The organism is Dietzia sp. SL131, from assembly GCF_026672565.1.
GTDB lineage: Bacteria > Actinomycetota > Actinomycetes > Mycobacteriales > Mycobacteriaceae > Dietzia > Dietzia kunjamensis.
This window is the reverse complement of the sequence record NZ_JAPPRI010000003.1, coordinates 1,812,912-1,826,468: the sequence shown is the minus strand read 5'-3', so window position 1 is coordinate 1,826,468 and position 13,557 is coordinate 1,812,912. Positions and strand designations below refer to the sequence as shown.

General features: G+C 70.4%; 13 protein-coding genes. 8 read left to right on the top strand and 5 right to left on the bottom strand.

The genetic code is table 11. The features are described from left to right. Positions 1-67 precede the first annotated feature (67 nt). The 3 genes from OVA21_RS09345 (at position 68) to OVA21_RS09335 (ending at position 3,887) form a co-directional block, all read left to right on the top strand. Positions 68-1,087: an arsenic resistance protein gene (locus tag OVA21_RS09345; RefSeq protein ID WP_096907195.1), complete on the top strand. Its 1,020-nt coding sequence runs from the start codon at positions 68-70 to the stop codon at positions 1,085-1,087. Positions 1,088-1,192: 105 nt separating this feature from the next. Further along, complete coding sequence (locus OVA21_RS09340) at positions 1,193-2,725, top strand: MDR family MFS transporter (protein ID WP_096905151.1); 1,533 nt, start codon at positions 1,193-1,195, stop codon at positions 2,723-2,725. A 46-nt stretch (positions 2,726-2,771) separates the two neighbouring features. Then, positions 2,772-3,887, top strand: coding sequence for a sterol desaturase family protein (locus OVA21_RS09335; RefSeq protein WP_096905152.1), 1,116 nt, complete (start codon positions 2,772-2,774; stop codon positions 3,885-3,887). Between the two features lie 19 nt (positions 3,888-3,906). Here the strand turns inward: OVA21_RS09335 and OVA21_RS09330 are convergent, their stop codons facing one another. Together OVA21_RS09330 and OVA21_RS09325 are read right to left on the bottom strand one after the other, a co-directional pair. Then, positions 3,907-4,518 carry a TetR/AcrR family transcriptional regulator gene (locus OVA21_RS09330; RefSeq protein WP_268092313.1) on the bottom strand — a complete coding sequence of 204 codons (612 nt, stop codon included), beginning with the start codon at positions 4,516-4,518 and terminating at the stop codon, positions 3,907-3,909. After that, positions 4,511-6,160 (bottom strand): MFS transporter, encoded by a 1,650-nt coding sequence (locus OVA21_RS09325; RefSeq protein WP_268092312.1) that lies wholly within the window; start codon positions 6,158-6,160, stop codon positions 4,511-4,513. Before OVA21_RS09325 ends, OVA21_RS09330 begins: the two co-directional genes overlap by 8 nt. A gap of 223 nt (positions 6,161-6,383) precedes the next feature. Between OVA21_RS09325 and OVA21_RS09320 the strand changes: the two genes are divergently transcribed. Then, positions 6,384-7,766, top strand: coding sequence for a family 1 glycosylhydrolase (locus OVA21_RS09320; RefSeq protein ID WP_268092311.1), 1,383 nt, complete (start codon positions 6,384-6,386; stop codon positions 7,764-7,766). A 209-nt stretch (positions 7,767-7,975) separates the two neighbouring features. Here OVA21_RS09320 and OVA21_RS09315 read toward each other — a convergent pair whose 3' ends face one another. From OVA21_RS09315 to OVA21_RS09305, 3 genes are all read right to left on the bottom strand, one after another. Beyond that, on the bottom strand, positions 7,976-9,346 hold the full coding sequence (locus OVA21_RS09315; protein WP_268092310.1) for a flavin monoamine oxidase family protein: 1,371 nt from the start codon (positions 9,344-9,346) through the stop codon (positions 7,976-7,978). Between the two features lie 169 nt (positions 9,347-9,515). Continuing rightward, on the bottom strand, positions 9,516-9,686 hold the full coding sequence (locus OVA21_RS09310) for a hypothetical protein (RefSeq protein ID WP_096905156.1): 171 nt from the start codon (positions 9,684-9,686) through the stop codon (positions 9,516-9,518). A 302-nt stretch (positions 9,687-9,988) separates the two neighbouring features. After that, positions 9,989-10,393: a flavodoxin family protein gene (locus tag OVA21_RS09305; protein WP_268092308.1), complete on the bottom strand. Its 405-nt coding sequence runs from the start codon at positions 10,391-10,393 to the stop codon at positions 9,989-9,991. 147 nt (positions 10,394-10,540) lie between these two features. Between OVA21_RS09305 and OVA21_RS09300 the strand changes: the two genes are divergently transcribed. From OVA21_RS09300 to OVA21_RS09285, 4 genes are all read left to right on the top strand, one after another. After that, positions 10,541-10,936 (top strand): GntR family transcriptional regulator, encoded by a 396-nt coding sequence (locus tag OVA21_RS09300; RefSeq protein WP_268092307.1) that lies wholly within the window; start codon positions 10,541-10,543, stop codon positions 10,934-10,936. A 1-nt stretch (position 10,937) separates the two neighbouring features. Next, positions 10,938-11,669, top strand: coding sequence for an ABC transporter ATP-binding protein (locus OVA21_RS09295; protein ID WP_241724210.1), 732 nt, complete (start codon positions 10,938-10,940; stop codon positions 11,667-11,669). Beyond that, complete coding sequence (locus tag OVA21_RS09290) at positions 11,666-12,499, top strand: hypothetical protein (RefSeq protein WP_096905160.1); 834 nt, start codon at positions 11,666-11,668, stop codon at positions 12,497-12,499. Before OVA21_RS09295 ends, OVA21_RS09290 begins: the two co-directional genes overlap by 4 nt. A gap of 140 nt (positions 12,500-12,639) precedes the next feature. Beyond that, positions 12,640-13,464: an excalibur calcium-binding domain-containing protein gene (locus OVA21_RS09285; protein WP_096905161.1), complete on the top strand. Its 825-nt coding sequence runs from the start codon at positions 12,640-12,642 to the stop codon at positions 13,462-13,464. Positions 13,465-13,557 lie beyond the last annotated feature (93 nt).

Genomic DNA, 13,557 nt, shown 5'->3' with positions numbered 1-13,557 from the left:
GCACAACTGCCGACAAGGTGTGCAAAGAGGACGCACAAGCCTGAGAGGGATGGGCGTGAGGGGGAGCATGCGCGCGAGCGTGGAGTGGATGGAGCGGCACCAGGTGTCGCTCTACCTGGCGGGTCTCGTCCTGGGCGGGGTCGTCGGGGTGCTCGCGCCGGCGGTGGCCGGCCCGGCGGAGCTCGCGATCCAGCCCGTGCTCGCGCTGCTGTTGTACGCGACTTTCCTCGGCATCCCGTTCGCGCGCGTCGGCCGGTCCCTCCGCGACTGGCGCTTCCTCGGCACGATCCTCGCGGTCAACTTCGTGGCGGTCCCGCCGATCGTCTGGCTGCTCACGCGGATCGTCGCCCACGACCAAGTCCTTCTGGTGGGCGTGCTGTTCGTCCTGCTGACCCCGTGCATCGACTACGTCCTCGTCTTTGCCGGCCTCGCCGGCGCTGACGTCCACCGACTCCTGGCCGCGACCCCGCTGCTCATGGCCGCCCAGGTGGCGCTGCTGCCGCTGTACCTGTGGCTGTTCGTCGGATCCGAATTCGTCGCGGCGGTGGAGCTCGAGCCATTCGTCGAGGCGTTCGTGCTGCTCATCGCGCTGCCTCTCGCGGCCGCGGCGCTGACGCAGTTCGTCGCCGGCCGCGGTGAGCCCACCCGGGCCGCCCGGGCCGCCCGGGCCGCCCGGGCCAACCGAGTCGGTCGGGCGGTGGCGCAGGGCGCGGCCGCGGCGATGGTCCCGCTCATGGTCGCCACGCTCGCGCTCGTGGTCGCCTCCCAGATCAGCGCGGTCAGCGAGCGGCTCGGCGGACTGGTGCAGGTGGTCCCGGTGTACGTGGCGTTCGTCATGGTCATGGTGCCGGTGGGCATGGCGGCCGGGCGGCTGGCGGGCCTCGATGTGCCGGGCAGGCGGGCGATCGCGTTCAGTGGCGCGACCCGAAATTCCCTGGTCGTCCTCCCGCTGGTCCTGGCACTGCCCGCGGCGTTCGATCTGGCAGCCCTCGTCGTCGTCACCCAGACCCTCGTCGAGCTCGTCGCCATGGTCGTCCTCGTCCGGCTCGTCCCGCGACTCATCCCCGAGGTAACGCCGGTCACTTGACGGGCGTCGGGCGCGTGGTTCCGGTAGCTTCATAGGGTTCCCGTGCGCGACTCCGCCGGCGCCGGATTCTGCTCTCTGCTCACACCGCAATCCCAGAGGACGACCGTGACGTCTGAAGTCTCCGCCACCCCCCATGCCGCAGAGGCGGCCCAGGCCCCGCAGGGCTCCCCGCCGATGCCCGCCGCCACCGTGCGGCTCATCGCCCTGCTCGTCGGCGCCGCGTTCGTGGTGATCCTCAACGAGACCATCATGTCCGTGGCACTGCCCGAGCTCATGGGCGAGTTCGCGGTCACCGCCGCCACCGCGCAGTGGCTGACCACCGCGTTCATGCTCACGATGGCCGTGGTCATCCCGTTCACCGGGTGGCTGCTCGTGCGCCTGCCGCTGCGGTCCGTGTTCGTCATCGCGATGAGCACGTTCACCGCCGGCACCCTGCTGGCGTCGCTGGCCATGGTGTTCCCCATGCTCGTCGCCGGCCGGGTCGTCCAGGCGGTCGGCACCGCCATCATGATCCCGCTGCTCATGACCACCGTGCTCAACGTGGTGCCCGCCGACCGTCGCGGCCGCACCATGGGCGTCATCTCCATCGTGATCGCCGTCGCCCCGGCCATCGGCCCCACCGTGGGTGGCCTGGTGCTCGACGTGCTCAGCTGGCGCTGGATGTTCTGGTCGGTGCTGCCCATCGGTGTGCTGGCACTCGTGGCCGGAGCGGTGCTGATCCGCAACGTCACCGAGCCCCGGCGCATCCCGCTCGACATCCTCTCCGGCGTCCTCTCGGCGATCGGGTTCGCCGGCCTCATCTTCGGCCTCAGCTCGATCGGCGAGGCCGCCAGCGACAACGCCCTCATCTCGCCGTGGATCCCCGTGGCGATCGGCGTGGTCGCCCTGGCCGTGTTCGTCTGGCGCCAGCTCTCGCTCAAGGATTACGCGCTGCTCGACGTGCGGGCGTTCGCGTTCCCGACCTTCACAGTGAGCCTGGCCCTCATGCTCATCTCGATGATGTCGCTGTTCGGCACCCTCATCCTGCTGCCGCTCTACATGCAGCAGGTCGTGGGCACCAGCACCCTGAACTCCGGGCTGGCGCTGCTGCCCGGCGGCCTGATCATGGGCGTGCTCGGCTGGTTCGTCGGCCGCGCGTTCGACCGGATCGGCCCCCGGCCGCTCATCATCCCCGGCTCCGTGCTCGCGTCCGCCGGCCTGTGGGGGATGTACACGTTCTTCTCCGCGGACAGCTCCCTGGTCACGGTCGTCGTCTGGCACATCGTGCTCAGCGTGGGCCTGGCGTTCCTCTTCTCGCCGCTCATGACCTCCGCGCTCGGCTCCCTGCCGCCGCACCTGTACTCGCACGGCTCGGCGCTGCTCAACACCCTGCAGCAGGTCGCCGCCGCCGCGGGCACGGCGCTGTTCATCACCGTCATGACGCTGGGCATCGTCTCCGGCGCCGAGTCAGGCCTGGGCGACGTCGCCGCGCAGATGACCGGCGTCCACAACGCGTTGCTGCTGGGCGCGTGCATCTCGCTCATCACCGTGGTCGGCGTGTGGTTCGTCCGCAACAGCGCGCAGACCGAGGGGCCGGCCTCGGCGCCGAAGGCCGAAGGGTCCGAGAACGCCACGGCGCAGGAGACCGCCTCGGCGTAACCGGCCGAACGCCCGCCGCAGTGACCCACGCCATACCCTGGATGGCGTGAAGGTTGATCTGACGGTCCTGGCCATCCCGGCGTTCGTCGGGGCGATGGCGGCCGAATACGCGTGGCAGAAGCGCAACCCGGCCGTCGGGGAGCGGGCGGGGGACTACGAGTTCGCCGACACCATGGCGAGCCTCTCGATGGGCGTGGGAAGTCTGCTCGCCCCCTACATCTCCGCCACGGTGCTCTCGCCGCTCACCCCGCGGACAGGCCGATTCGCGAAAGGCGTGATGGGCCTGTCCCTCGGGGCGGCGGCCGTGGCCACCGCCGGAGACGTTCTCCGACGCCATCGCGGGTCGGGTCTGGGTGAGGCGGGGTCGTTGTCGTCGTCCTCCGGCCCCGGTCCCGACGCAGACGGTGACACCGGCGCGGCGGTCCCGCCCGCCCTGCGTCGGATCACCGGCGGCTCGGCGGTCACCGCGGTGGCCTCCACCGTGGTGATGGTCTCCACGCTGTGGAGCGCGCAGACCGCGAGTTCGCGGCTCTTCCGGACGTCCCCGCTTGACCTGGGGTCCGGGCCGCTGGCGTACGCGGTAGGGATCCTCGGTTGGGACCTCATCTACTACTGCAACCACCGCCTCGCCCACGAATCGCGTTGGCTCTGGGCCATGCACGTCGTGCATCACTCGAGCGAGCGCTACAACCTGTCGACGGCGCTGCGCCAGCCCGTCGCCGAGGCGCTGACGATCTACGTGCCGTACGGGTTGCTCTCGCTGCTCGGGGTGCGGCCGGCGATCGTCATGGACGCCCGCGCGATCAACCTCATCTACCAGTTCTGGGTCCACACCGAGGCGGTGCGGTCGATCGGGCCGCTGGAGAAAGTGCTCAACTCGCCCTCGCACCACCGCGTGCACCACGGCAGCAACCGGCGGTACCTCGACCGCAACCACGGCAGCATCCTGATCATCTGGGACCGGCTGTTCGGTACCTACGAACCCGAGCGCGAGGACGTGGTCTACGGGCTGACCACCAACATCGACACGTTCAACCCGCTACGGATCGCCACGCATGAATGGGTCGCGATCGGGCGCGACATCTTCCGCGCGCAGACCTGGCGCGACCGCGCGGGGTACCTGGTGCGCGGGCCGGGGTGGGCCGGGGCGCGGAGGGCGTAGGGCCCGGTGCAACGCGGACTCAGACGAGTCGGCGACCGACCATCCCGGCGGCATCGTCGAGCACAGCCCGGAACAGGGCGTCGTCGCGCAGTTCGAACCACCCCAGCGCCGCCCCGAACATCAGCGTCATCGCCTGCTCGGCCACCAGCACCACGTCGGCGTCCCACCGCAGGCCCGCACGCTCGGCCAGGCTGCTGAGCAGGGTCACGATGATCCGTCGGTACTCCTGGTGGGACTGCGCGGCGAGAGCCCGCAGCTGCTCGTCGCGGGCCGCCATCAGAGACAACTCGAAGTAGGCGATCTCGGTCATCGGATCGGCGAGGACGGAATCCGCGTAGGCCGCGAAGAGTTCGGCCACGGCGGCGGTCACGTCGTCGGGTCCGTGTACCGGCCGGTCCTGCTGCGTCTGGACCAGGTCCGACAGGTGCGTCAGGTCCACACGCAGCACCGAACGCATCAGCTCGTCCTTGAACGCGTAGTGGACGGACCCGTGGGGCACCCCGGCCTCCTTCGCCAGGGCTCGAGTCGTGAGCGCCCACGCCCCGTCCCGCGCCATCACCGTCACCGCGGTCTCGGTGAGTTCCCGGCGGCGCTGTTCGATCGGGACCTGTGCTCGGCGAGAGTCAGCCACGGTTCACCTCCGACGTGGCGGAGTCCGCACGCGCGGCTGGTGGCATGTACGGCAGGTTCGCCTCCTGCGCGCCCGCAGCTGCGGTGGCCGCGGCGTCGTGCGCCTCTACCGGCGCCGCCCCGGCTGCTCCGGCTGCTCCGACCGCTCCGGCCGCTCGCGACTCCGAACGCAGGCCGCGCCAGGCCAGCACCAAGGTGATCGCCGCCGTCCCGATGCCGATCGCGGCCACGAGGTCCATGCCCGCCAGGAAGGCGGAATCGGCGATCTCCAGCAGACGAGCGCCGCCGCCGGGCAACGTTTCCGCGATCTCGTGGGCGCCAGCCAGGGTCTGGGAGGCGGCGTTCGCGGAGTCGGCATCCATGCCGGGCAGGGTAGCGGTCTCGACCACGCGGCTCGAGTACACGGCCATCCCCGCGGTGCCGAGCACGGCGGTGCCCATCGCGCCGCCGAACTCGTAGCCGGTCTCGGAGATCGCCGCGGCGGCGCCGGCGCGGTCACTCGGGGCGGCAGTGAGGATGACGTCGTTCGTGAGGGTCTCGGCGAGGCCCACGCCGATGCCGAACAGGGCCGACAGGAGCGTGAAGAGGAGCATCGTCTCGGCGGTGTCCAACCGGGTGCCGATGACGAACCCGACGATCACGAGGGACAGACCCGTCATGATCACGGTGCGCACCGAGACCGTCCGCGCCAGGACCGGGGCCAGAAGGGTTCCGACGACGGCGGCCACCGCGAGCGGCAGCATCCACAGACCGGCCTCGGCCGAGCCCATGCCGCGCACGAGCATGAGGTACTGCGGGAGGAAGAACATCAGCCCCATGAACGCGAACACCGAGATCACGTTGATCGACACCGCCGAGGAGAACGCGAAGTTCCCGAACAGGGACACGTCGATCATGGGGTTCTCGCGGCGGCGCTGACGGGACACGAACCAGACCAGCGCGGCAGCACCCAGAACGAAGGCGACGAGCACCGCCCCGTCGATTCCCTTCACGCCGGTCTTGAGGGCGTAGACCAGGGAGATCATTCCCGCGATCGAGAGTATGACGGAGGTCGGGTCGAACGGGCCCGGGTTGGGGTCCTTCGCCTCGGGGAGCAGGAACGGGGCGGTGAGGAGGAACAGTGCGATGACCGGGACGTTCAGGAGGAAGACCGAGCCCCACCAGAAGTTCTCCAGCAGCAGCCCGCCGACCACGGGGCCCAGTGCGGCGCCGCCGGAGAACGCGGTGGCCCACACGGCGATGGCGGTGCGTCGCTCGGTGCGGTCCGGGAAGATCGCGCGGATCAGGCCGAGGGTGGAGGGCATGAGGGTCGCACCGCCGATGCCGAGGAGCGCACGGCCGAGGATCAGCATCTCCGGACTGGTGGAGAACGCGGCCACGAGGGAGGCGACGCCGAACAGGGGTGCGCCGATCATGAGGATCCGTTTGCGGCCGATCCGGTCCCCGAGCGAGCCCGTGAAGATCAGCAGGCCCGCGAGCAGGAACGAGTAGAGGTCGATGATCCACAGCAGTTGGTTCGACGTCGGCTGCAGGTCTGCGGACAGCGCGGGCACGGCGATGCCGAGCACGGACATGTCGATCGAGATCAGTAGAACGGGAAGGACGAGGACGAGCAGGGCCGTCCAGCGGCGTGCGGGGGACACGGGTGCCTCTCCAGGGCGGTCGGACTGCGGGCGGTGTGCACGCAGCGATGCCGGGGAGATCCGCACCCGGCGAAGACCATCCTGACACGGGGTTGGCCACCTGGCCAACCCTTCTTGGCCAGGTGGCCAGAACCGTGGGGAGTGCCACCGTCGGGAACGCTCGCGGTTCGCGCACTTGGGTCATTCCGCTGCCGTCCGCGAGGGTGCTTCCTAGGGTTCACCCATGAGCGGACGCGCGCGAGGGGCAGGACATCCGACGATCATCCGGAGGGCGCTTCGACTGCTCCTGGCGCTCGTCCTCGCCGTGGCGGTGGCCCCGCAGCTGCAGCCGAGCGCAGCGGCCCAGCCTGGTGGGCGACCGGCCGCACCGGGCTCCGGCTTCCACTGGGGCGTCGCCACGTCGGGCTTCCAGGTGGAGGGCTCGAACCCGGACTCCAACTGGAAGCGGTATGTCGACGCGACCGCGCCGACGGGTCAGGCCGACCCGGTGGGTGAGGCGGTGGACTTCTGGAACCGCTATGAGGAGGACATCGCCAACGCCGCGGCGATGGGCGTGAACACCTTCCGGCTGAGCGTGGAGTGGGCGCGGATCGAGCCCGCGCCGGGGGAGTACGACGACGAGGTCCTCAGACACTACGACCGAATCATCGACTCGGTCCGCCGACATGGCATGACCCCCATGATCACGATGGTGCACTTCGTCTACCCCGGGTGGCTGGCCGACCGGGGCGGAATGCTCGCGGACAACGCGGTGGAGTCGTTCGGCCGCTTCGCCGACCTCATCACCGACCGGTGGGCCGGCGACGGCACTATGTGGGTGACATTCAACGAACCCCTGGTGTTCTTCAAGCACGAGATGACCATCGGCCGGGTGGCCTTCACCGACTTCTCCCGTTTCCTCGACGCCATCGAGGCCGCCCACCGGCTCGGCTACGCGGCCGCCCACCGGTCCGACCCGGCCGCGATGGTCACCATGAACGAGGCCTACCTGCCGCTGGCCACAGAGTTCACCGACACGCTGATCGGGGACCGGGTGGCCGACGTCGTGGACTACGTGGGCATCGACTACTACTACGGCGTCGCGCTGAATAACCTCACCGCCATCAACGCGGCGTGGGACGACTTCGCGGCCGTGCGACCGCAGCCGGAGGGTATCTACGAGGCGGTCACGCACTACGCGCACGCCTACCCGGGCAAGCCGATCTACATCGTGGAGAACGGGATGCCGACTCTCAACGGTGGGCGCGCCGACGGGATCGAGCGGGGCGACTTCCTGCGCGACACGGTCTTCTGGCTGCAGCGGGCCGTGGCGGACGGGTACCCCGTGATCGGTTACAACCACTGGTCACTGGTCGACAACTACGAATGGGGCGACTACTCGGCGCGGTTCGGGCTGTACCGGGTGGACGTGCTCACCGACCCGACGCTGACACGCCAACCCACGTCGGGCGTCGACGCCTACCGCGAGATCATCGCGGGCGGGGGAGTGCCCGACGGATACCGTCCGGTGCTGCCGTCTGCGTGGTGTTCGCTGGCCACGATCCCGGACAGCTGCATCGGGCCGGTGCCGGCAGAAGGGCCCTTGACGACGCTGGCAGGGCGATAACAGGATCGACCTCACACGCGATTTCCCTAGTGGACCCGCCCGTTGACGACGAGAGGACCGATGAGATGTTTCCCGCCGGCTCGATCGAGAATCCGCTGCGTTTTCTGTTCGGCCCCGGGCCGGATGAGCCCGCGTGCCTCGCTCTCACACCGGAGTGCATGGGCCTGATCCCGTATCTGGCCTCCCGGTTCGGTATCCCCAGCTAGGGCTCACGCACGCACGGGTCCTTGCCGGTCGGGGCGAGCGATCTCGGCAGCCACCCGCTTCCCCGACTCGACCGCACCGTCCATGTATCCGGCCCACTCGGTGGCGGTCTCCGTCCCGGCCCAGTGCAGTGGACCGACGGGGCGGCGGAGGTGCTCGCCGAAGCGGGTCAGGGTACCGGGCGTGGCGAACGCTCCGTAGCAGCCGCGGCTGTACTCCTCCCCGGCCCAGTCGTGGTCGATGACGGCGAGAGGGTCTCGGGCGCGAGGTCCGTAGTAGCCGGCCAGGTCCTCGAGCACCAGTGCGTGGCGGTCCTCGGCAGTCATCCGCGCGCCGGCATCCGCGTGGCGGCCCTCGAGGAATCCGACCAGGACCCCGGGTCCGCCCTCGTGAGGGGTGTTGTCGAAGACGGTGCCCAGCGGTCGCGACGTGCTGTTGGCCTGGCCGCTCCAGCCGTCGGTGCGCCAGAACGGCTCCGGGTAGACCACATTGATCTTGATGACCCGGCCCATCGGCATGCGCTGGACCAACTGATCCCGATCGCCGGGCACGCCGGGGGAGTAGCTGATCCTCGAGGCCAGCGGCGGGGGGACCGCGATCACCACGTGGCGGGCGCTGACCACGCCGCGGTGGCTGCGTACGTGGGCTCCCGCGTCGCTCCACTCGATCCCGATGACCGGGCTGTCCAGGACCACCCGCTCGCCGAGTTCGCGAGCGACCGCCAGTGCGATGGCCTGCGCCCCGCCCACGACCCGGTCCTGCTGGGCACCGCCGGCGGTGTCGATCAGGGCGTCGAGCCCACCGGCGGCGCCGATGTAGAACCCCGCCCACAGCGCGGAGAGGTCTTCGGGGCCGGCCGCGAACACGGCCTCGGTGACCGAACGGAAGTAGGCCCGACCGCGGCGGGTCCAAGCAGCGCGCCGGAGCCAGGTCTCGAACGTCTGACTGTCTAGTCGCTCGGCATCGGCCGCGCGCCACGGCTCGTCCGGCGGGATGGCGGCGGCCATGCGATCGAGCCGCGACCGGGCCCGGACGATGTCGGCCAGCGTACGGGGATCGATGTGGGGGATCGCGCCGGTGTACTCGGACCGGGTCCCGCCGAGCTCGGCGATGTGCCGGCCGGCGGTGTGCGTCGGAAAGGTCTCCAGGCCCAGCTCCCGGATCAGTTCGTGGATCCGGTGCTGGGTGGGGCCCACCCATTGCCCGCCGACGTCGATGGGGCTCCCGTCGGGCAGGTCGGCGTTGAGCAGGCGCCCGCCCACGCGGTCCCGGGCCTCGAGCACGAGAACCTCGAGACCGGCCCGGGTGAGTTCCCGGGCCGCGACCAGCCCCGCGATTCCGGCGCCCACCACCACGATGTCCACCGATTGCTCCATGCCAGGCCTCCCGTCACGTCGATGTGTATCAGGCGCGGGAGGTCGACGGCGACGGATCGGGATACCTGCACCCTGGCAATGCGAAACTCACCTGTCGGATTGCGCCTGATCTACGGGGTCCCCCTAGGTGAGTCGCAATCCGACAGGTGAGTCGGGTGGGCGGCTGGGATTACCTGCTGAACATCTTGGCGAAGAAGCCGTCCTTGACGGCGGGGACGTCCGACTCGTGGCCCGGGCAGCGGTCGGCCTTGGGTACACCGGCCATCACCTGGTCGACGTGCATTCCGCATCCGGCCCAGGTGGTCTTGCCGCACTTCTTGCAGGTGGCGGGACGGCACATGATGAGACTCCTCAGGGGGTGGGGTTGTCGTCGGCGTGAATCGCGCCGACCGCCGGCCGATGATCCGACTGGCTGATGCCCCGAGATTACATACCCCTAGGGGTATCGGTCAACCCTGCCGGTTCGGCACGCCCTGCACCTGCGGCGTGGGCGGGGTGGTCGACCTCGTCGTCGTCGTTTCCCTCGGAGCCCACCCCGCTGGCGTCCGGCCCGGCTCACCAGTCGCTGCGGGTCAGGCCGTCGCCCCATTCCCGCGCACGTTCCAGCTCGCCGGGCAGGAGCGGGCCCTCGTAGCCGTCCACCTAGAAGGTCTCGGGATCCGTCACCGGGTGGCAGCCGAGCTTGCGCAGCTTCTTTGCGGCCTTCTTGCCTGCATGGCCGGGGAGGTCGGGATGGCGGACGTGGGTGTCGAAGGTGGCCACCGCGAGGGAGGCGGGTCCGGCGGCGTCGAGCCACTCGCGCACTCCCGACGGGATCAGCTCGCCGCCGCGGGCGTGGGCGTCCTCGCGGGTGCCGTCGCGGGGTAGCCCGAACGCGTGGGTCGGCGCGCCCACCACGAGGAGGTCCACCCTGAGTTCGGCGAGCGGCGGCGCCTCGTGTGCGGCCACCACCTCGGCGGTCAGGTGAGGGGACAGGCCGTCGCTGATCGCCTCGGCGACGAGCCTGGTGTTCCCCCACGCGGATTCGTACACGACGAGTGCGTTCATGGCCGGCCCTTTCCGCAGGTCCTGCCCTCAGTCTGCGCCTCCGGACCGCCCCGCACAACGGCTCGTCAGCATCCGCTCATTGACAAGCGCCCCGTCTGATGTCACTGTATTAAGCACCTAATACAGTGACACGGAAGCGGGGCGGCGATGCAGTTCGACAACTCGTCCCCGATCTGGGTGCAGCTCGTCGGGGAGTTCTCGCGGCGCATCGTGACCGGGGAGTGGGCGGCCGGGGAGAAGATGCCCGGCGTCCGGGAGTTGGCGGCCGATCTCGGCGTCAACCCCAACACCGCCCAACGCGCGCTCGCCGAGCTCGAACGGCTCGAACTGTGCCGGTCCGAGCGGGCCACCGGGCGGTTCGTGACGCACGACGAGGAACGGATCGACGAGGTCCGCGCCGATCTCGCGACCGATGCCGCCGACGCCTTCATCCGGCGCGTCCGCGGCCTGGGAATGGCGCACGCCAAAGCCCGAACGCTGCTCGATCACAGATGGGACACCCATGAACACGCCACTACCGATGAGCACGACGGAGGTGCCTGACATGAGCGCCACCGACCACGCCGCCACCGCGAGCCCTGCCACTACACTCGTCGAGGCCACTGGTCTCCGCATGACGTACGGCGCCACCACCGCCCTCGACGGCCTGGACATGACCCTGACCCCGGGGCAGATCGTGGGCCTGCTGGGCGAGAACGGCTGCGGGAAGACCACGCTGCTCAAGATCCTCGCCGGCGCCCTGGCCGGGTACTCCGGCGACGTGCGGATCGCCGGTCACGTCCCCGGCCCGGAATCCAAGGCCCTCGTGTCCTACCTGCCCGACACGAGCTTCCTCCCCGACGCCGCGCGGGTGAGCTACTGCCTCGAGCTGTACACGGACTTCTTCGCCGATTTCCAGCCCGAGAAGGCGCGCGACCTCATCGGCTTCTTCGGCCTGAGCGAGTCCGCGCGGCTCAAGCAGATGTCCAAGGGCATGCGCGAGAAGGTCCAGATCGCACTGGCCATGTCCCGCGACGCGCGCGTGTTCCTCCTCGACGAGCCCATCTCGGGCGTCGACCCGGCCGCGCGTCAGGTGATCCTCGACGGGATCGTACGCAACCTCTCCGAGGACTCGCTCCTGCTCATCACCACCCACCTCGTCCACGACCTCGAGCCGATCCTCGACGCCGCCGTCATGATGCGCCACGGCCGCGTCCTGCTCTCCGGCGACGCCGACGACCTCCGCGGCAGCCGCGGCGCCAGCCTCGATCAGATCTTCAGGGAGACCTACCGATGAGAGCGACGACGACAACACTCCTCAAGCACGAGTGGCTGCGCACGCGCGGTCCGCTCGCGACCCTCTTCGGGTTGATCGCGCTGGTCGGCGTGCTGGGCAGCCTGCTCGGTGCCTCGGGATGGCCGCTCCTGTCCGAGCTCGGGCTGGCCGCGGGCATGCTCGCCGCGGTCGTGGCGGTCCCGGCCGTCCAGTTGGCCCTCGCCGCCGACTACTGGCGCTCCGGTTACGGCCGGACGGGCTACTTCACGCACTCGATCCCGGTCCGCGGAGCCCGCATCTTCCGGGCCAAGCTGGCGTGGGCGATGCTCGCCTCGCTGGCGGCGATCGTCCTGACCGTCGTGCTCGCGCTGCTCGCGTGGTGGGCGAACTCGCAGCGGTCCGGGGGCACCGCGCCGTCGTGGTCGACGCTGACCGAGGCGTGGTCCACGGTCACCGCCGTGACCCCGGGGTGGATGATCGCCGCCGGGTTGGCACTGGTGCTGGCCTGGTTCCTCGTCTGGCCGGTGTACTACTACTTCGCCGTCTCGGTGGGGCACGAGCGGCGACTGGCCGGACTCGGTGCCGGCGGGCCCGTGGTGGTGTTCGTCGCGGTCTACATCGCCAGCCAGGCCCTTGCCCTGCTCGGCATGCTCGTAATCCCGTTCGGGGTGGGGGAGGCAGAGGGCGAGACCCTGGGCCTCGTCCGGTTCGACCTTGTCGGCGAGCTCGCCGCGGGGCGCACGGCCAGCGAGGTCATGCCGGTCGGGTTCGTGGTCTCCCTGGTCGCGGTGGCGGCGTTCTGCCTCTGGCGCACCGCGCGATCGTGGAACCACAAGGTGGCGCTGGGGTAGTGGACCCTGCGCGGGGCCGACCCCGGTCTGGATGAGGATTTCTTTGGCGGGCGGCGCGCGGTGGAGTAGTGTTCACATCCTCACCGCGCGTCGTCCGTTGGCCGCCGCGGGCCCCTCACCTCCCTCGAAAGACCGCGAGCATGCCGATCGTCCTGCCCTCCATGGCCCGTCCGACCCTGACCGAGCCCACCTACCTCACGCCTCCCGTCTGGAAGCCGGTCCTCGCCTGGGCCGGCCTGGTCATGGGTGGACTCATGGTGGTGGGGGCGCTCGGAACGCTCGGCAGCGGCGTTCTCGAGTCGGTGGCGATGGCGCTCATCGGTCTGGCCATGGCCGTGGCGGGCGGGTGGTGGGTCTTCTGCGAGCGTGAGGACCGCACCCACGCCGAGGAGGACTTCCAACTCGACCGGCAGGCCGCTCTCGCCGCGCAGTCGATGTCCGGCTTCGTCGCCCCGGACGCGCTGAGCCCGCTGACCTGGAACACCCCGTTGAGCCCGTTCACCCGTCGCTGGCCGGTGGTCGGCTCCGTCTCGGTGGCCATGTTCATCGTCGGGGCGGTACTGATGCCCACCCCCGCGCCCTCGCCGACCCCGGCCTCGAGCCCGGTGGCCGCGACCAGCACCGTCACCACCACGGCCCGGGCCGCAGCGCCGACGACCACCGTGACGCAAGCCCCCACGAGTTCACCGGCCTCGGCGACCTCGGTCACGCCAGTCGCCGTCGAGTCGGAGTCCGCGCCCCGGCAGCCCGTGGCCCCCGAGCCCACGTATGCGCCCGCCCCGGTCCAGACGTACGCCCCGCCGCAGACCTACGCGCCCGCCCCGGTCGCCGAGCCGGTTCCGCAGGCGGCGTACTACCCCAACTGTTCGGCGGCCCGGGCCGCCGGCGTCGCGCCGCTGTACCGCGGGCAGCCGGGGTACGCCTCGAAACTGGACCGCGACGACGACGGTGTCGCCTGCGAATGATCCGCGCCGCCGGGGACCGCAGGATCGCTCGGCGCTGAAAACCTCGTCGTCGTCGTTCCCGTGAGTCGTTCCGGGCCGGGCGAACGGATCGGG